The 17779-nt window shown below is 65.7% G+C and carries 14 protein-coding genes; 10 read left to right on the top strand and 4 right to left on the bottom strand.

The genetic code is table 11. From position 1 onward, the window contains the following. Window positions 1–35 precede the first annotated feature (35 nt). The 3 genes from ACIQT2_RS02725 (at window position 36) to ACIQT2_RS02715 (ending at window position 5680) form a co-directional block, all read left to right on the top strand. Window positions 36–1211: an exonuclease SbcCD subunit D gene (locus tag ACIQT2_RS02725; RefSeq protein ID WP_402943357.1), complete on the top strand. Its 1176-nt coding sequence runs from the start codon at window positions 36–38 to the stop codon at window positions 1209–1211. After that, complete coding sequence (locus tag ACIQT2_RS02720; protein WP_402943354.1) at window positions 1208–4243, top strand: AAA family ATPase; 3036 nt, start codon at window positions 1208–1210, stop codon at window positions 4241–4243. The genes ACIQT2_RS02725 and ACIQT2_RS02720 overlap by 4 nt, the downstream gene beginning before the upstream one ends. 87 nt (window positions 4244–4330) lie before the next feature. Further along, window positions 4331–5680 carry an MFS transporter gene (locus ACIQT2_RS02715; protein WP_402943764.1) on the top strand — a complete coding sequence of 450 codons (1350 nt, stop codon included), beginning with the start codon at window positions 4331–4333 and terminating at the stop codon, window positions 5678–5680. Between the two features lies 1 nt (window position 5681). Here ACIQT2_RS02715 and ACIQT2_RS02710 read toward each other — a convergent pair whose 3' ends face one another. Continuing rightward, complete coding sequence (locus tag ACIQT2_RS02710; RefSeq protein ID WP_402943351.1) at window positions 5682–6293, bottom strand: TetR/AcrR family transcriptional regulator; 612 nt, start codon at window positions 6291–6293, stop codon at window positions 5682–5684. A gap of 228 nt (window positions 6294–6521) precedes the next feature. Between ACIQT2_RS02710 and ACIQT2_RS02705 the strand changes: the two genes are divergently transcribed. The 6 genes from ACIQT2_RS02705 to ACIQT2_RS02680 are packed head-to-tail and all read left to right on the top strand — an operon-like array spanning window position 6522 to window position 13323. Next, window positions 6522–8249, top strand: coding sequence for an amidohydrolase (locus tag ACIQT2_RS02705; protein ID WP_402943349.1), 1728 nt, complete (start codon window positions 6522–6524; stop codon window positions 8247–8249). A gap of 16 nt (window positions 8250–8265) precedes the next feature. Beyond that, complete coding sequence (locus ACIQT2_RS02700) at window positions 8266–9258, top strand: ABC transporter substrate-binding protein (RefSeq protein WP_400330298.1); 993 nt, start codon at window positions 8266–8268, stop codon at window positions 9256–9258. Window positions 9259–9285: 27 nt separating this feature from the next. Then, on the top strand, window positions 9286–10059 hold the full coding sequence (locus tag ACIQT2_RS02695; protein WP_402943346.1) for an ABC transporter permease: 774 nt from the start codon (window positions 9286–9288) through the stop codon (window positions 10057–10059). Next, the gene (locus ACIQT2_RS02690; protein WP_400330302.1) at window positions 10059–10838 is read left to right on the top strand and encodes an ABC transporter permease; all 780 of its coding nucleotides are present in this window, start codon (window positions 10059–10061) and stop codon (window positions 10836–10838) included. The genes ACIQT2_RS02695 and ACIQT2_RS02690 overlap by 1 nt, the downstream gene beginning before the upstream one ends. A gap of 47 nt (window positions 10839–10885) precedes the next feature. Then, on the top strand, window positions 10886–11716 hold the full coding sequence (locus ACIQT2_RS02685) for an ABC transporter ATP-binding protein (RefSeq protein ID WP_402943343.1): 831 nt from the start codon (window positions 10886–10888) through the stop codon (window positions 11714–11716). Next, complete coding sequence (locus ACIQT2_RS02680; RefSeq protein WP_402943341.1) at window positions 11713–13323, top strand: sulfatase; 1611 nt, start codon at window positions 11713–11715, stop codon at window positions 13321–13323. Before ACIQT2_RS02685 ends, ACIQT2_RS02680 begins: the two co-directional genes overlap by 4 nt. Window positions 13324–13363: 40 nt before the next feature. Here ACIQT2_RS02680 and ACIQT2_RS02675 read toward each other — a convergent pair whose 3' ends face one another. Continuing rightward, on the bottom strand, window positions 13364–14323 hold the full coding sequence (locus ACIQT2_RS02675; RefSeq protein WP_400330308.1) for a helix-turn-helix domain-containing protein: 960 nt from the start codon (window positions 14321–14323) through the stop codon (window positions 13364–13366). Window positions 14324–14556: 233 nt separating this feature from the next. On the opposite strand from ACIQT2_RS02675, the gene ACIQT2_RS02670 reads away from it, so the two are divergent. Then, window positions 14557–16032 carry an APC family permease gene (locus tag ACIQT2_RS02670; RefSeq protein WP_402943339.1) on the top strand — a complete coding sequence of 492 codons (1476 nt, stop codon included), beginning with the start codon at window positions 14557–14559 and terminating at the stop codon, window positions 16030–16032. Window positions 16033–16104: 72 nt separating this feature from the next. On the opposite strand, the gene ACIQT2_RS02665 is transcribed toward ACIQT2_RS02670, so the two are convergent. Together ACIQT2_RS02665 and ACIQT2_RS02660 are read right to left on the bottom strand one after the other, a co-directional pair. Further along, on the bottom strand, window positions 16105–16899 hold the full coding sequence (locus ACIQT2_RS02665) for a MoaF C-terminal domain-containing protein (protein ID WP_402943336.1): 795 nt from the start codon (window positions 16897–16899) through the stop codon (window positions 16105–16107). A 123-nt stretch (window positions 16900–17022) separates the two neighbouring features. Next, window positions 17023–17760, bottom strand: a complete 738-nt coding sequence (locus ACIQT2_RS02660) for an IclR family transcriptional regulator (protein WP_402943333.1) — start codon at window positions 17758–17760, stop codon at window positions 17023–17025. Window positions 17761–17779 lie beyond the last annotated feature (19 nt).

Below are 17779 nucleotides of genomic sequence, written 5' to 3'. Positions count from 1 at the left end.
GCTTTATTGTCGGTGCCCACCGTTAGCTTGAAAATATGCGGTTACTTCATACCTCGGACTGGCACCTCGGGCGGTCCTTCCACGGCGTCGGCATGCTTGAGTCCCAGCGCAGCTTCGTGGACCAACTGGTGGCCTGTGTGGCGGCGGAGTCAGTGGACGTCGTATTGATTGCCGGTGACGTCTACGATCGCGCCTTGCCCGGGCTTGATGTGGTGACCTTGTTGGACGAAGCCTTGGTCCGGATCACGGAGGCCGGCGCCAGCGTGGTGCTGACCAGCGGCAACCATGACTCCGCCATCCGGCTCGGTTTCGCTTCCCGTTTGCTGGAACGCGGGGGAGTGCATTTGAGGACACGCATCGAGGACCTGGACACTCCAGTGGTGCTGCCCGGCGGTCCAGGCGGAGAAGGGGAGGGGATCGTCGCCCTGTACGGCATCCCGTATCTCGAGCCGCGACTGGTGGCCGAACGCCTCGGCGTTGAAGATGCCAACCACTTCGACGTCACCAAGGCTGCAACGGACCGGATCCGCCAGGATGTTGCGCGGCGTCGGAAGGCCGGCCCCGTGTTTCCTGTGGTTCTGGCGCACACCTTTGCCAGCGGGGGCATTACCTCGGACAGTGAACGGGACCTCAGCATCGGTGGTCTCGGAGCCGTGCCGTTGGACCTGTTCGAGGACTTTGGGTACACCGCGCTGGGCCATTTGCACGGCCGGCAGGAGCTGGCGCCGCATGTGCGCTACTCGGGCTCTCCGTTGGCGTATTCGTTTTCCGAGGCCAGGCACCGGAAGGGCGCCTGGCTTGTTGACGTGGATGCAGGTGGCCTTGTGGATGTCCGGGAGGTGGTCTGGGACGCTCCACGGACCCTGGCCGTCCTTCGCGGAACGCTGGCCGAACTGCTCGAATCGCCGGACCACCAGTGGGCCGAAGAGGCGTTCTGCCAGATCACCCTGACCGACGCCAAGCGTCCGGTCCAGGCCATGGAGCAGCTCCGCGCACGCTTCCCGGACACGCTGGTCCTGGCCTTCGATCCCCAGGGCGTGGAGGCAACTGCCGAGGTCACCTACAGCAGCCGTTTGGCCGCTGCGGAGGACGATCTTGGCGTCTGCTGCGGTTTCCTGGAGCACGTCCGCGGACACGGTCCCGGGACCGTCGAGGACGCGGCCTTGCGGGAAGCGCTTGAAGCGGTGCGAGTGGGGGAGGCAGAACTGTGAGAATCCACCGCCTGGAGATTGAAGCCTTCGGACCATTCGCCGAACCCCAGCGCATCGATTTCGATCATTTGGGTGCCCAAGGACTGTTCCTGCTCAACGGCGCCACAGGTGCGGGCAAGACCAGCATTCTGGATGCCGTTTGCTTCGCCCTGTACGGTGCGGTGCCCGGCGCCCGCCAGGAAGGCAAGCGGCTCCGTAGCGATCACGCTGCTCCGGCGGCGGAGCCACGGGTAGTCTGCGAGTTCACCGCACGTGGGCGTCGGTTCGAAGTAACCCGTTCGCCCTCGTGGGACCGGCCCAGCGCGCGCGGCCGCAACGGCTACACGACGCAACAGGCGAAGACCCTCCTCCGGGAGCGCACAGGCGGAGCGTGGCAGGAAAAGTCCTCACGCAATGATGAAGTGGGCGCCGAGCTCTCCGACGTACTGGGTATGGACAGGGAACAGTTCACCCGGGTAGTGATGCTTCCCCAAGGGGACTTCGCTGCTTTCCTCCGTTCCAAGGCCTCGGACCGCCTGGACCTGCTGCAAAAGCTTTTTGGCACGGAGCGTTTCGAAGCCGTCGAAAAGCAGCTTGCCCGCATGGCTGCCGAGGCTGCCAAAGCCGTTGAGGATAATACGGCGGACTTGAAACTGCTGCTCGGCAGGGCCGCCGCCGAACGCGAAGCGCTTGGTTTGGAGCAGGACGTCCCGGAAGGAACCGGTGCCGCAGCGTCCCCGGCGGATTCCCTGGCTGACACCTCTCCCGAGGCATGGCTCGGTGCCCTCGGCACCAAAGCCGCCGCAGAACGGGACCGCCGCGAGCTCCAAGCCGACGCAGCCGAGGCCCATGCGGCCCGATTAACGGAGAAGCTCCACGAGGACCAGGACAAGGCCCGGCGCCACGGAAGGCTGGCCGCGGCCATGCAACGACGCGTCTTGCTCGAGCTTGCAGCGCCCAGGGCGCTGGAAGACAAGGAACGACTCGGCAGGCACCGCCGGGCTGCAGTCCTCAAGGGTCAGCTCGACGCTGCGGAAAACGCCGACCGCGCCTGCCTGGCGGCCGGCGCCAGGTGCGATGAAATCCATGGACTGCTCCAGGAAGCGGGCCTCGCCGAGGAAATCCCCGAGGTCGCCCTCGAATCGACCAAGACCACCATTGCCCTGGTGGAGGCCCGAGTGTCCGATGAACAGCGCATGGAGGCCATCGCCGGAAGGATAGAAGCCAAACACGCCGAACGGACCACGTCCGACGCCGCGGCCGCACAAGCGCAGGAAGCGCTGAAGGCCCTGGCGATCCAGGAGTCCGCGGTTCTTGCGGACATCGCCCGGCTGGAGCCCGTGGCCGCGAAGGCCGGTGACGCGGACCGCGCGGCCGCTGCTGCCATGGAAGTGCTGGACGTGGTGGACCGCTATGCCCGGGCAACAGCGGAACGTGATGCTGCCGAAGGACGGCACGCCCAAGCACGGACGGTATCGCAGGATCTCCGTCAAGGATGGCTGGACCTCCGGGAGGCCCGGCTGGCCAACGCAGCGGGCGAACTCGCCGCAGCCCTGGTGGACGGGGAGGCCTGCGCGGTGTGCGGCAGCGCGGAACACCCCCATCCTGCCTCGGCTGCGCAGTCAGCCCTGTCCCTCGCCCAGGACGAGGACGAGTCCCGCAAACGCTTCGAGGCCAGCGAGAAGGTCCTTGCCCGGCTGGCCTCCGAGTTGTCTTCCACTGAGCAGGAGCTTGCCGCATTGGCCGCCCGGGGTGGAGCCGTGGATGCCGCTGAAGCAGCATCCCTTGCCCAGTCGGCTAAGGCAGAGGCATCAGCCACGCGGGACGCTGCCCAGCAGTTGGAGTCCCTGAAGGGCCGGCTGGAGCAGTTGCACCGCCGGGCGGATGCGCACCGCGAAGAACATGGCTCATCAGTGGCAGCCGCTGAGCAGGCTGCCTCGCTTGCCGGGCTCCTCCAGGAACAGCACACCGCCATCCAGACTGAATTGGCGGGCCTCAAACAAGGCTTTCCGAGCCTGCAGGCCCGGCTTGAGGCCCTTACGGAACAACGGAGCCTCCTGCAGTCAGCGGTGGCCGCCGGGCAGGAAGTGGAACAGGCACAGCGCGCCAGCGCCGACGCCCTCGCCGTCCTGGACAAGGCTTTGCCCGAGGCCGGGTTCGGCTCAGCGGACGACGCCCGGCGGGAACTGCTCACGCCATCCGACGTCCTTGCCCTCGAAACGGCGCTCTCCGATTTCGAGAATGAAACCGCCCGCCTGGAGGAATTGTTCGCGGCAGAAGACCTTGTCCTGGCAGGCAAGGAGGCGAGTATTGGCGAATTGCCCCAAGCGGAGGCGGAGCTTGCCGGTGCTGCCCGGGAAGCCGCGGAGGCGGCCACCACCGCCAGGGAGCTTGCCTTGTCAGCCCGGCTCGCGGGGAAGGCTGTGCAGACCCTCGGACGGATCAGGGACGAGTACCGGCAACTGACCCTCACCGGACAGGAGCCCCGTGAACGCGCCCGCCTGCTGGCGGGCTTGGCGGACACGCTGCGTGGCGCCGGGGAGAATACCTACCGCATGAGCTTGAACAGCTACGTGCTGGCCGCCCGCCTGGAGCAAGTGGCCCTTGCGGCATCGGAGCGCCTGGTGACCATGAGCGATGGCCGGTACACCCTCCACCACACCGATGCCAGGGCCGCCCGCAACCAAAAGTCCGGGCTGGGCTTGGAAGTGGTGGACGAATGGACCGGCCAACGACGCGATACGTCCACGTTGTCCGGGGGCGAATCCTTCATGGCTTCCCTGTCCCTGGCACTGGGTCTGGCCGATGTGGTGCAGCAGGAAGCCGGGGGAGTGGACATTGAGACGCTCTTCGTGGACGAGGGCTTCGGAAGCCTGGACGAGCAGGCACTGGAGCAGGTGATGGATGCGCTGGAGGGACTGCGTGACGGCGGCAGGGTGGTGGGCCTGGTCAGCCACGTCGCGGACATGAAGCAGCGGATCACCAGCCAACTCCACGTAGTCAAAGGCCGGCACGGCTCCACCGTGAAGATCGTCGAGGCCATGCCCGTCTGAGGCAGTATCCGATAGACTTGATTCGTTACACCGGGTCGCGCGCATCGGGAGGAGGGACGATGCGCAAACTTTAGCGAACCCGGAATGATGGAAAAATCTTCTTTGGCCTCCCAGCCGATGCCCGCTCCACACACCACGCCCACACCACGGCCTTCCCGCTTGCCCGGCCGTTTCGCCCGGCTGCCCGAGCTCGCGGGCCCCGGTTTCCTGCCGCTTGGCCTCTTTGCGAGGCTGCCCCTGGCGATGCTGACGGTGGGTACCCTGACGCTGGTCACGGCGGTGAGCCACTCCTATGCCATTGGCGGCATGGCTGCGGGAGCGGTGGGGATTGGCTCCGCCATAGGAGCCCCCGTGCTGGGTACCCTCGCTGACCGGGCAGGCCAGCGAACCGTGTTGCTTGTTGCCGCCGTGATCAACACCCTGGCGGTTGCAGGACTCCTGGGAGCCGCCTACCTCACTCCCGCCTACGCCTCACCGATGGATGCCCTGGCTGTGCTGGTGACGGCCTTCCTTGCCGGTGCGAGCTGTCCCCAGGTGGGTCCCATGGCACGTGTGCGGTGGATGGCCCTCACGACGCGCAACCTCGCCGCGCCGGTTACCGGCCACCGAAGCGTCGCTGCCAACCGCGCGGATCTGGACACCGCCCTGTCCTATGAAGGAACCGCCGACGAAATCACCTTTGTCCTGGGGCCGGCGCTCGTGGGTCTCCTCGCGAGCTTGGTGGCTCCGTGGTTGCCGCTGGCACTTGCGGCCATCATGACCATCACCCTGGTCCCGGCGTTTGCCGTCCACCCCAGCCACCAAGCCGTGGTCCCGCACCCACGGAAGCCGGGTTCCGGCGTCGTAAGTTCCGAACGGCAGAACCGAGGCCGGCGGGCCACGGCCGTGGTGGCGGTTCCGGTGCTGGCCATGGTGTGCATGGGCACGTTCTTCGGGGCAACCCAGAACGGTTTGAGCGCCTTCGGGGCGGAGTTTGCCACGGCGGAGGTCGCCGGACTCCTGTATGCCGTGATGGGTCTAAGTTCCGCCGTGGCCGCGTTGTCCGTGGCCTTCTGGCCGCAGCGTTTCGGACTCCCCGCGCGGTGGGTGGCTGCCGCGTTGGCGATGTCTGCGCTGTCAGTCCTGCTGCTTCTGCCCGCGGGAATGTGGTCGATGGTCGTGGTGCTGCTGGTGCTCGGCCTTCCGGTGGGGCCGGTAATGGTGACCGTCTTCAGCATTGGTGGACTGGTTGCGCCGCACGGCCGCATGGCCACGGTGATGACGGCCCTTGCGAGCGGCATCGTGGCCGGAACAGCCTTGGGCGCCTACCTGGGTGGGCAGTTGGCCCAGGACCAGGGACCGGGGGGAGCGTTCCTCGTGTCCATGGCCGCGGCACTGGGGTTGCTGGTGCTGGGGCTGGTGACGTGGCTGGTCTTGCGCCGCAAGAGCGCAGCCTGACTCAGCTGTAGTCCAGGCCGGCCGCCAACGACCGGGCCATGAGTTCCACCAGCCGCAGCGATCGGTCCTCATCGGGGTCCGCCAGGTGTTGCATGCTGATGCCGTCGATGCCTGAGATGAACAACCGGGTGACGTCTTCCAGGTTGTGGGGGAGCGGCTCGCCGGACGCCTGCGCTGCGTTGCTGAACAGTTCCAGGGTGGAGTTGACCCAGCCGTCATACATTGAACGGTTCATGAGCAGTGCCTGGGGCTGGTCCACGGCCTCTACGCGGTACCGCCTGAGGAGCAATTCGAAGGTAGTCACCTGCTCGTGCGGGTTTTCCAGCATGCGGCTCCAGATGCGCCTGGCATGGGCGGCGATCATGGGGCGCAGTCCCAGGCCGGGGTCTGCCACGGGTTCCAGGGCCTTGGCGTAGTCCCTGCTCAGGAAGTTGTAGACCTCTTCGAGGAGTTCGTCCTTGTTGCGGAAGCAATAGTGGAGCGCTGCCAGTGGGGCATCTGCCTCACTGGCAATCCGCCGCGTGGTCGCTGACGCGAGCCCGTCCTGGGCGATGACCCGTGCCGCTGCCTCCACGAACTGCAGTCGCCGTTCCTCGGCGGGAACCCTGGCCATGCTCGGCCCCTCTCCTCATGTTCTGACCGGTCATGCCAACAGCCGGTCCCATCGATCCTAGGCGGTGTCCGCCCGGGCCCGCTTTCGGCGCCGCCGGGGAGGGTGGAAATGACCTCCAAAAGAAACTTTAGCCGAAAACCTAGTCAAATGACCTAGTCAAGCGACATACTTCTTTCAGGAACGTTGCCTGCATCACATTTCGTGGCTGCAGAAACCTGAGGAGACCCGATGCAAGAATTCGCCGATCTGGTGATCATCAATGCGGAGGTCCACACCATGGACCCCAGCGATCCCGGAAGCCTGACCGACTCTGTTGCCGTCAGAAACGGCCTGGTGGCCGCGCTGGGACGCGAAGACGTCGATGCCATGACCGGTCCTGGCACGGTGACGGTCGATGCTGCCGGCGGAGCAGTGATTCCCGGCATCAACGACGCACACCTCCACTTCGTCTCCGCGGCCATGGCCTCCTATGGTTACGTCCGCCTGGACGCAGCGGCGGCACCCGACTGGTCCGCCGTCGTCAAGGTCATCGAGTCTGCACCCGTGGGTGCCGACGGCTGGATCCGCGCCCACGGGTGGGATGAAGTGGCGCTGGGACCCGCCGTCGGGCAGTTGCTTGAATCCCGGCCCGGGACGCCCGTGGTGGCGTTCGACCAAACCGGCCACCAACTGCTGGCCAACCGCGAAGCGATGCAGCTGGCGGGAGTCACCGCCGCCACTGCGGACGTCGACGGCGGCGTGGTGGTTCGCGGGCGGGACGGTACCCCCACCGGACTGTTTCAGGACGGGGCCATGGAACTCATCTCCCGCGCCCTGCCACCTGTTCCCGAGGAAACCCTCCGGCCCGCGTTGCTGCGCCTGCAGGAACACCTGCACTCCCTGGGCATTACGTCCCTCACGGATCCCGGACTCGGTCCCGCCAGTGCCGGACTCATGGACGGGGCCGGCTCGACGGCGGCCCTCGGCTTGCTGGGCGACCTCGCCGGGGAGGACCTGCTCACTTTGCGGATCAACGTCCTCATGCTGTTCGCGGGGACGGGCGGTGCTACCGCCCACGCGGTGGAAGAGGGCCTGGGCAGCGGCCTGGCCGATGCCTACTCGGCCAGGGGAATCGACCCCCGCCAGTTGCGGATAGCCGGCGTCAAAGTCTTCGCCGACGGTATTCCGCGCAGCGGCACGGCCTGGATGACAGAACCCTACGGAAAGGCCTGCACCCACGGACGCCTGGTGATCCAGGGAGGCACTGACGCCGAGAGGGTGGCCGAACTCCACCGGATCCTGCGGCTGATCGACACGGCAGGCCTTCAAGCCGGTATCCATGCCACGGGCGACGCCGCTACCGGCGCCGCAGTGGAAGCCATCCTCGCTGCAGGAAACCGTGCCGGGGGTGCCAGGCACTACGTCATCCACGGGTCCTTCAGCGACTCCGGCGTCCTCTCCACCATGGCGGACAACGGCATTGGCTACAGCACCAACCCGCTGATCCGATCCGAGGCGGGGGACATCATGCGCACCGTCCTGGGCGAGGAACGCTTTACCCGCCACCAACCCCTCCGCTCTGCCCTCCATGCCGGCGTGCAGTTCAACCTGGCCTCGGATGCGCCCGTGACCAGCCCCGACTGGCGGCGCACCATCGTGGCCGCCGTTCGAAGGGGAACGGCGTCCACCCCCGGCGATCCTGCCGACCCCGAACGGATCACCGGACTGCAGGCCCTTGCCTCCATGACCGGCAAAGCGGCCTGGCAGGACCACGCAGAACATTTCAAAGGCTCGCTGTTGCCGGGAATGGCGGCAGACCTTTGCCTCTTGTCCCGTCCCTGGCCGGAGGACGAGGAGATCGAAGCGCTCCTCCACTCCGGGACCAGGCTCACCGTGGCGGGCGGGCGCATCGTTCACCAGTCCACCACTGCAGACACCGGTTCTGAGCAATTCTCCAGTTTTTCCAACCGTTCGTAACCCAAGGAGCATCCCCATGAAACGCACTCTTCCGTTGGCTTTGGCCGCCCTGCTCTCCATGTCCCTGGCTGCCTGTGGCACCTCGTCCGGTCCGTCGGCAACCGCTGCGGCCGATGGCACTACCACGCTCAAGGTGGGGACCATCGGCATTGGTTCCGACGCCGGGATCAAGCTCGCCATCGACAAGGGCTACTTCAAGGAACAGGGGCTCAACGTGGAGCTCTCTGTCATTGCCAACCCACCCGCCGGCATCGCTGCTGCCCAAAGCGGCCAGCTCGACCTCACCTACACGCCGTCAATCCCGATGCTCAACGCCCTGAGCCAGAATGTGCCCCTCAAGGTGGTGGCTGCCGCCGATGGATACAAGGACGGAGCCAGCGAGGGCGCCGAGCTGAACCGGGTGGATGACACCGGTCTCCTGGTCCAGAAGGCCTCCGGCATTTCCCGGCCCAAGGACCTGGAAGGCAAGAACGTCAGCGTTCCGGCCCGCAAGGCGCAGCTTGAGGTCACGGTCAGCAAGCTCATCAAGGACGACGGCGGCGACCCCGCCAAAGTGAACTGGATGGTCCTTGATCCTTCCTCCGCGCTTCAGTCCCTGAACTCCGGCCGGGTTGACGCAGCCTCGCTCGTGGCGCCCTTTACGTCCAAAGCCGTCTCCGAGGGCAACCGCCTCCTGGCATCGCCCGGCGTCAAGTTCTTCGAGGAAGGGGCAATCGGCCTCTGGGTTTCCGGGGCGAACACCGTCAAGGGCAAGCAAAAAGCCCTGGAAGGCTTCAAGGCCGCCATCTACAAGGCCAACGCCTACGCCAACGGCCACACGGACGAAGCCCAGCAGCTCAGCGCAGAGATCACCAAGACTCCCTTGGACGTGGTGAAGTCCGGTGCCGTCAACTACTGGCCGGAAGAGGTCCGTATGGAGGACATCGAGCGTGCCAACACCAACCTTGCCGACCTCGGCTTCCTCAGCGCCCCGGTAAAGCTGCCGGGCGACCTCATCTTTGGTAAGTAGGTCCGGCGTGGCAACGGGAGACTCACCATGAAAACGTCAATGCGCCCCTTGGCCTACAGCGCGGCCGGTATTGCCGCAGCGTTGGTTGTGTGGCAAGTCCTGGCAACGGCCAAGGTGGCGGGCAGCGCTTTGCCGCAGGCCACAACGGTCTTCGGAATGCTGGCAGGGATACTCGGCACGGGAACTTTCTGGTCCGCCCTTGGATCAACAGTGGGGATAGCACTCTTCGCCTTGGCTGTTTCAGCCGTAGCGGGGGTAGTCCTCGGACTGCTCGTGGGCAGTTTCGAGACCATCCGCTACGCCACCCTGGCGGTCCTTGAGTTCCTCAAGCCCGTGCCACCGATCGTTGTCCTGCCGCTGGCTGTGCTGGTCCTGGGTCCCACAGCCCAAATGTCCCTGTTCCTGGTGGTGTTCGGCTGCTTCCTGCCGATCGTCATGCAGACCGTCGATGGGGTGCAGGGCACCGATCCGGTGGCCCGCGATACTGCCCGCAGCTACGGAATGTCCGGAACCGAAATTCTTTTCCGCGTGGTCCTGCCCAGCGCCTTGCCCTATATAGGAACGGCCATGCGCGTGGCGGCTCCCGCAGCCCTGGTGGTCACGGTGGTCGCAGGGCTTCTTGGCGGCGGCCCGGGACTGGGCCAGAGCATCTACCAGGCCCAGGCCGCCGGGGACTACGCCACGTTGTACGCGCTGGTGATCGTCCTGGGCATCCTCGGCTTGTTGTTCCAAGGTGCCACCAGGCTGGCGGAACGCCGGGTCCTGCACTGGCATGAGTCCTACCGGGAAGTGGTGCCCTGATGAAATCCCTGACGCTTCGAAACTGGTTGATCGGAGCGGGCACTCCGGTGCTCCTGCTGCTGGCATGGTGGTTCTTGTCGGCCGGCTCAATCGACCCGTTCTTTCCGCCCCTGCAGGACATCCTGGTGCGGTTCCAGCAATTGTGGCTCTTCGACCACTTCCAGTCGGATGTCCTGCTGAGCCTGGGCAACCTCTTTATCGGTTTCCTGATTGCAGCCGCAGGCGGGGTTGCCTTGGGATTTGCCACGGCGCTGGTCCCGCAGGTGCGCTGGATGGTGGATCCCCTCATCCACTTCCTCCGGGGCATCCCGCCCGTCGCCCTGGTACCGATTTTCATTTCGCTGATCGGCTTCGGTACCCAGATGCGCGTCACCAGCATCGCGTTGGCCGCACTGTTCCCCACCATGATCGCCACTGTGGACGGCATCCGTGGAGTGGGGAGCGACCTGAAGGATGTGGCCCGCGTCTACAGGTTGACCCGCAAGGAACGGCTGGTCAACGTCCTCCTGCCCGCAGCCGCGCCGCAGATCTTCTCCGGACTCCAGGTGAGCCTGCAAGTGGCGTTCATCGTCATGATCGCCAGTGAAATGCTGGGCAGCTCCCAAGGCATCGGTGCCATGACCCTCCTCGCCCAGCAAAGCTTCATGACCGCCGATATGTGGGCCGGAATCCTGCTCCTCGGCGTTATCGGGTTCCTGGTCAATGTGGTGTTTGCGCTCATCAAGCGCCGGGTCCTGTCCTGGTACATCGGTTCCCGGGCCATGGCGCGTGCCGCATGAGCAACCGGCCGTCACTTACGCTTCCCCTCCAGAACAGAAAGTCAGCCATGCAGCAGCAACCAGAAGCCACCCGGCAGCCAGAAGCCAGCCAGCAGCAGAATGCTTCTGCTGTACCGCGGCTGGATGTTTCCCACCTCGCCAAAACCTACGGCAGCGGCGAGAAGGCCCGCACGGTCATCGAAGACCTCACCTTCACGGTGGATGCCGGCGAGATCGTCTGCATCGTCGGTCCCTCGGGCGTCGGCAAAACAACGCTGCTCAAGTGCCTGGCCGGCCTGCACCCTGCCAGCAGCGGCCGCGCCGCCATCGACGGGCGGACCATTGACGGACCACCGCCGGAGATGGCACTGGTGTTCCAGGACTACAACCGCTCGCTGATGCCATGGTTGACCGTCCGCAAGAACATCGTGCTGCCGCTGAAGCACCTCAAATTGCCCGCAGCGGAACTGAAGGAGCGCTGCGACAGTGCGCTGGCCGCCGTCGGGCTTTCCCATGCCTACAACCAGTACCCGTGGCAGCTGTCCGGTGGCATGCAGCAGCGCGTGGCGATTGCCAGGGCCCTGGCTTACCGCCCGGAAATCCTCATCATGGATGAACCATTCGCTTCGGTTGACGCGCAAACCAGGTTCGACCTGGAAGACCTGTGCCTGAAGATCCGGCGCGACTTCGGGATGACCATCCTGGTGGTCACACACGACATCGACGAGGCCGTGTACTTGGCCGACCGCGTAGTGGTCCTCGGATCCCGTCCGGCGCGGGTGCATAAAATTGTCGACGTCGACCTGCCGGCTCCGCGGGACCAGATCACCACGCGCTCGCTGCCGGCGTTTGCCCAGCAGCGCACCGAGGTGCTGTCCATGATCAAGAGGCCCGCATGAGCGCCGCCACACCCGAGGGAACGCGGCGCCGCCCCAACGTGCTGTTCTTCATCGCGGACCAGCTCAGGGCGGACCACCTCGGCTTCGGCGGAAACGGCACGGTCCGAACGCCCAACCTTGATGCGCTCGCAGCCAAGAGCATGGTGTTCACCCATGCCACAGTGGCCAACCCCACGTGCATGCCCAACCGGGCCAGCCTCATGACCGGGCGCTGGCCATCGGCCCACGGAACCCGCTGCAACGGCATTACCCTGGACCCCCTGACACAAACTGTGCCGGGGTCCCTGGCCTCTGGCGGATACCGGACCATCGGCGTCGGCAAACTGCACCACCAGAACATGGGCTGGGAGTTTGAACCGCACCAGGCGGAGGAAATCCGCCGGACGGATCCATTGCTCCTGGACAAGGCGGTGGGCGACGCCCACACCCGCAACATGGCGCCGGGCTGGGACCACTGGGAGAACCGCGCAGCCCATGATGAGCGCTTCATCGCGCTGCCCGCCGACTACTACGGATATCAGCATGTTGACCTGGTGATCGGCCATGGCGACCGTCCGGGTGGCCATTACGTGCACTGGGCCCGCGAGCGTGGTGTGGACCCGGAGACTCTGGGCGGGCCGGAACAGTCCGCCAGCACGTTCACCGGCTGGGACCAGGTGTACCAAACGGCCATCCCGGCCGAAGCCCATCCCACAAGCTACGTCAGCGAGAAGGCCATTGAGCACCTCAAGGACGCTGCCGGCCAGGACCAGCCCTTCTTCATGTTCGTTTCCTTTCCGGACCCGCACCACCCGTTCTCTCCGCCGGCGGGGTACTCGGACCTGTACGATCCCGACGACGTGCCGTTGCCCTTGGGCTTCGATCAGGACCACGCGCGCTCACCGGACCATGTCCGGACCATGATCGAACACCGGGGCACGCCGAATCCCGATCCCACCATGACCTGGGCCGCCACTGCCGAACAATACAGGCACGCCGCGGCTGCCCAGTACGGCCTGATCACCATGATGGACGAGCACATTGGCCGGATCCTGGACGAACTCGAACGGCAGGGCCTGGCGGAGGACACGGTCATCGTCTTCACGAGCGACCACGGCGATCTGTTCGGCGACCACGGGCTGATGCTGAAGCACTTTGTCCACTACCGGGCAGTGACCAATGTTCCCCTGGTGGTGCACGTTCCAGGAGGTGCCGCCGGCCGCACGGACGCCCTGGTTTCCAGTACGGACCTTGCACCCACCCTGCTCGAACTCGCGGGGTCAACGGGCTTTCGGGGGATTCAGGGCAGGTCCCTGGTGCCCTTGCTGGACGGCAGCCTCCACTGGCACCGGAACGCTGTGCTGGTGGAAGAAGAGCAGCCCTTCGGCCTGGAGGGATTGCCGGGCCCCGTGCGGATGCGGACAGTGATCACCGAACAGGGCCGCCTCACGCGCTACTTCGGCACGGACGTGGTGGAACTCTACGATCACCATTCCGATCCCGGTGAGCTGGTGAACCTCGCCGGTGATCCTTCCGCTGCGGAGTTGGAGGCCCGGCTGCTGAAAATCATGGTGGAGGAGATGGCGGCACTGGCCGATGAGGGGACGGCGCCTACCGCAGCTGCCTAGCGGGAAACCGCCGGAAAGGTTCGACGGCGGTGGCGGAACCTCAGTGGCTGCTGCGGTAGCCGGTGGGGGAGTTCCCGAAAGCGGCCCGGAAGATCCGGCTGAAGTGGGCTGCATCGGTGAACCCCCACCGCGCTGCGATGGCGGTCACGGCCCGGTCTGCCAGCACCGGGTCCAGCAGGTCCCTCCGGCAGCGTTCCAGGCGCCGCTGCCGGATGGAGGCAGCAACGGTGGTCCCGATTTCCTGGAACAGGTCATGCAGGTGCCGCGTGGAGATGTAGTGGGCCGCAGCGATGGTTCCAGGGGAAAGCTCCGGGTCGCCGAGGTTGGCTTCGATGTAGTCGTGGATCCTGCCGAGCAGGAGCAGGTGCGGATCGCGGCCCGTTTCGATCAGGTGGTCCAACTCGCCATTGAAGAGGGTGGTCACCAGGTCAAGGGCGTTGTGGACCAGGCGAAGTCCGTTGGTCCCGGACAGTGCCTCGAGATTGTCGGCCAAGCGGACCAGGAAGGGGCTGATCAGCTCGCCCAGGCCTTCGTCGCCGGGGATCCGCAAGGCGGTCACATGGCCCATGGCTTCGGCCGGCAGGTCCAGCAGCACATGCGGGAACATCAGCACCAACGTGCGGAAGTCGTCGTCGAACGTTAATTGGTACGGGCGGGAGGTGTCGTAGATGGAAAGGTCGCCCGGGTTGAGCACGGCCTCGCGCTCATCCTGGACCAAACGGCCGGTACCGGCGAGTTGGATGCTGAGCTTGAAGTAGCGTCCGGTGGAACCGGCGATCAGTTCGGGGGTCCGCAGGACGGTGTGGGGTCCGGCAGTGACCTCCACGACGGAGATCTGGCCAAGGACCCTGGCGCGCATGGCTCCATGGAACGTGGCCCCGCGCGGTCCCTTGGCCAGCAAGGGCACAAAGGAGGCCGAAATGGCCCGGCTCCATTCCTGGAACGAATCCGCGACGATGGTTTGCACGGTAGCTGGCCCGGTATCAGCCGCGACGGTCATCAAGCTCCCTTTCAATGGCCCGCCGTGCCGCTGGGTACCGGCAAGGGATGCCGCAGACCGGACGTGAGCTTGCCCACGATTCTACACCGCGGCCCTGCGCCACCGCGGCGTGCGTGGACAGACAACCACCTTGCCGTGTGAGACAAGTCACGCAGTGCCTGTCCGGTGGAAGATTGCGGAATGACCCACACCTACCGCGCCATCTCCCGCGGTATCGAGGCAGGAGCACACTTATGAGCGTGGACAATCCCGTGAAAGGCCGGACCGCCGGGTCCGTCACCACCAAGAGGCGTCTGGGCGTTCCGGCCGTGACGTTCATGATCATCGCGGCCTCGGCGCCGCTCACCGTCCTGGCCGGTGGCGTGACCACCACGTTCGCGGTAACGGGCGTCACCGGCGTGCCGTTGTCCTTCCTCATCCTCGGCGGGATCCTGGCCCTCTTCGCCGTGGGGTACGCCGCCATGAGCCGCTACGTCACCAATGCCGGGGCCTTCTACGCCTATATTGCCCAAGGCATCTCCCGGCCTGCCGGAGTAGGCGCCTCGCTCGTGGCGCTGATGGCCTACAACCTGATGCAGGTGGGCATTTATGGGCTCTTCGGCTTCACGGTGTCCTCGTTGCTCTCCGCGCGGCTGGGCGTCAGCGTTCCGTGGTGGATTCCCGTGCTCGTCTGCATCGCCATTGTGGGCTGGCTTGGAGTCAACCGCGTGGACCTGTCTGCGAAGGTCCTGGGCATCCTCGTGGCACTCGAATTCCTGGTGGTCATTGTCTACGACATCATGAGCCTGGCAGTGGCGCCCGAAGGTGTTAGCGCCGCGACGTTCACTCCGGAGAGCCTCTTCGTTCCGGGAATCGGAGCGGTGCTTTCCTTCGGCATTGCGGCGTTCATGGGCTTCGAATCGGCGGCCATCTACGGCGAGGAATCCAAGGACCCCAAGCGCACCGTTGCCCGCGCCACGTTTGCCGCCGTCGCCATCATTGCCCTCTTCTACGCCGTGTCCGCGTGGGCCATGACCGTAGGCGCGGGGCCGTCTGCCGTGATTGAGACCGCCACTGCCAACGGACCGGACATGATCTTCTCCTTCCTGGGCGCCAATGGTGGCGTCCTCCTCAGCGACATCGCGCAGGTCCTCTTCGTCACGAGCCTTTTCGCCGCCCTGGTCAGCTTCCACAACGCCGTCGCCCGCTACTTCTTCTCCCTGGGCCGCGAGCAGGTTATTCCCACAGCCCTCGCTGCGGTCCGTCCCGGCAGTGGAGCGCCCTTTGCCGGTTCGCTGGCCCAGACACTGATCGCCGTCGTCGTGACCGTTGCGTTCGCCATCGCCGGGAGCGGTTCCGAACTCGGGGAACTGTACCCCGTGCTCACCATGTTCACCTGGTTGACCAACAGCGGAGCGATGGGACTGGTGCTGCTTATGACGGTCGTCTCCCTCGCCGTGATTGGCTTCTTCCGCAAGGAATCACACGGCGCCAGCCTGTGGGTCCGCGTGGTGGCACCGACACTCGGGTTCGTCCTTCTGGCGGTGGTGTTCGTGCTGATCCTGGCCAACTTCAACGTCCTTCTGGGACAAACGGAGTCCACGGCGGCCACCTTTGTCCTGCCGCTGGTGGTGCTGCTCCCGGGTGTGGTTGGCATTATCTGGGGCTTGCGGCTGCGGCGCTCGCGGCCGGCGCTCTATGCTCGGATCGGCCACGGTTCGGAGAGCTGAAAACGCAGCCCGGAAAGCTGAAAACGCAGCAAAAAGGCGTCCCGGCAGATTCCGCCGGGACGCCTTCTGCTTTTAGAGCGCGGGGTTCAGCCCGGGGCTGTGGTGGCTGACGCTGACCAGCCGGCCATGGGCGCCGAACGTGAAGTGGACGGGTGCCACTCCGGACTCGTCCCAGCCGAAGAGGCTCCCGTGGGAGCGGATGGCGTTGACATCGCGGTGATCGGCGATGGTCACCGATCCGCACGGAATCACCTTCTCGCGCCACGTGAAGACGAAGATGCCCGGCCTGACCTGGAAGACGGTGTTGGAGTCGGTGTCCGCCAGGCCGCGTTCGGGACCCGCCAGGCACTGCCACGTGTACCAGGTGGGGCTGAGGTACACGTGTTCGTAGGCGTGAACCGGGCTGTAGACCCATTCCACGCGGCGGCCGATCAGGCCGGTGCTTTCCTGGATCGGTTCGCCGCCGGTCGAGTAACCCTCAAGGACGCCGGCCCGGAAATCGTGCTCCACCGCAGTGGTACCGGGAGTTGCTTGCCCCAGCAGGGCGCCGATGTAGAGGGCCCGGCCGTTGGCCAGGTCCAGGATGAGGGACACCGCCAGCCCTGTTTCCACGCTGCTGTGCCACTGTGCGTAATAGAGCTGTTCGGCCACAAGGAAGGCTTCGTACTGCGCAGTGCCGGCTTGTCCTGCGGCTGCCCAGTTCACCTCTTCGTCGTCGAAGCTGAACGTCATGGGACCGCCGTCGCCGTTGACGGTGAAGTGGCGGCCTGCAAGGTCCTGGACTGTCGGTGCCTTATTGGCGTCGAAGCCAGGGGCCAGGCCGTCCAGCGGCAGCCAGTTGGACGTGTCAAGGAGATTCACGCTCATGGGGTTCCTTCCGAAACTCTGTAAGGGCAGGCCAAACGGTCCTGTCCTCTTATGAGTATTCGAAATCCTTTGGGCCGCGGTCTTGTGTGCTGGGGCACACTCCTTGGCCTGGAGGGAATGACTTCAGGCGAGCTGGCTTTCGATCCGCGCAGCGCTTGCCGCGAGTGCCTGCCCCACCTGGTCCGCGTCCTGGTCCATCCGGATATAGACGACGGCGATCGCGGCCGGCCGTCCGCCGGGAACGTGGATGGGGGCGGCCAGCGAGGACAACCCGGCAATGACTTCGTCGTGGCTGGTGGCGTAGCCGACGCGCTTGGCCTCGTGTGCTTCAGCCCGGTACGGCAGGCCTGGTCCTACCTGCTGCCAGCGCTCCTCGGTCATGGTCGACTGGATGGCGATGCCCGGCGCGCCGGTGCTGATGGGGTGGCGGGTTCCGGGGTGTTGGGCGAGTGCCGCGCCGGATTGGCGGGGTTCCACCGTGACCAGGGTGACGCATTCCTGGTGGTCCCACACGGCAACGAAGGCTGTCATGTGCAGCGTGTTGGCCAGTTGCGTGAGTTCGGGGAGGGCTGCGGCCTGCAGGTTGCGCGACACGCCGCGGGCCAGGACAGCGAGTCCGGCCCCGGGCTGCACCCGGCCGGAGTCGTCACGGAACACGAGCGAGTGGTCCTCCAGGGTGCGAAGGATGCGGTAAGCGATGGAGCGGTGCACGCCCAGTGCTTCGGCGAGTTCGGCAATGGTCAGGGGGCGATCGGCGGCCGCCAGGATCTCCAGTGCGCGGATTCCCCGCGAGAGGGTTTGCGACGGCGGAGCCTGGGTAGGTGCCTCCGTCGGTCCTTTGACGTCGCTGCGGGAACTCATGCCACCAATCCTATGTCCC

Origin of the sequence: Paenarthrobacter sp. NPDC090522 (genome assembly GCF_044769225.1) — a bacterium.
Lineage (GTDB): Bacteria > Actinomycetota > Actinomycetes > Actinomycetales > Micrococcaceae > Arthrobacter.
This window is presented reverse-complemented; position numbering and strand designations above follow the sequence as displayed.

Coding starts and splice junctions, on each gene's coding strand:
- ACIQT2_RS02725 (WP_402943357.1), top strand. CDS start 36: ATGCGGTTACTTCATACCTCGGACTGGCACCTCGGGCGGTCCTTCCAC.
- ACIQT2_RS02715 (WP_402943764.1), top strand. CDS start 4,331: ATGGAAAAATCTTCTTTGGCCTCCCAGCCGATGCCCGCTCCACACACC.
- ACIQT2_RS02710 (WP_402943351.1), bottom strand. CDS start 6,293: ATGGCCAGGGTTCCCGCCGAGGAACGGCGACTGCAGTTCGTGGAGGCA.
- ACIQT2_RS02705 (WP_402943349.1), top strand. CDS start 6,522: ATGCAAGAATTCGCCGATCTGGTGATCATCAATGCGGAGGTCCACACC.
- ACIQT2_RS02700 (WP_400330298.1), top strand. CDS start 8,266: ATGAAACGCACTCTTCCGTTGGCTTTGGCCGCCCTGCTCTCCATGTCC.
- ACIQT2_RS02695 (WP_402943346.1), top strand. CDS start 9,286: ATGAAAACGTCAATGCGCCCCTTGGCCTACAGCGCGGCCGGTATTGCC.
- ACIQT2_RS02690 (WP_400330302.1), top strand. CDS start 10,059: ATGAAATCCCTGACGCTTCGAAACTGGTTGATCGGAGCGGGCACTCCG.
- ACIQT2_RS02685 (WP_402943343.1), top strand. CDS start 10,886: ATGCAGCAGCAACCAGAAGCCACCCGGCAGCCAGAAGCCAGCCAGCAG.
- ACIQT2_RS02680 (WP_402943341.1), top strand. CDS start 11,713: ATGAGCGCCGCCACACCCGAGGGAACGCGGCGCCGCCCCAACGTGCTG.
- ACIQT2_RS02675 (WP_400330308.1), bottom strand. CDS start 14,323: ATGACCGTCGCGGCTGATACCGGGCCAGCTACCGTGCAAACCATCGTC.
- ACIQT2_RS02670 (WP_402943339.1), top strand. CDS start 14,557: ATGAGCGTGGACAATCCCGTGAAAGGCCGGACCGCCGGGTCCGTCACC.
- ACIQT2_RS02665 (WP_402943336.1), bottom strand. CDS start 16,899: ATGAGCGTGAATCTCCTTGACACGTCCAACTGGCTGCCGCTGGACGGC.
- ACIQT2_RS02660 (WP_402943333.1), bottom strand. CDS start 17,760: ATGAGTTCCCGCAGCGACGTCAAAGGACCGACGGAGGCACCTACCCAG.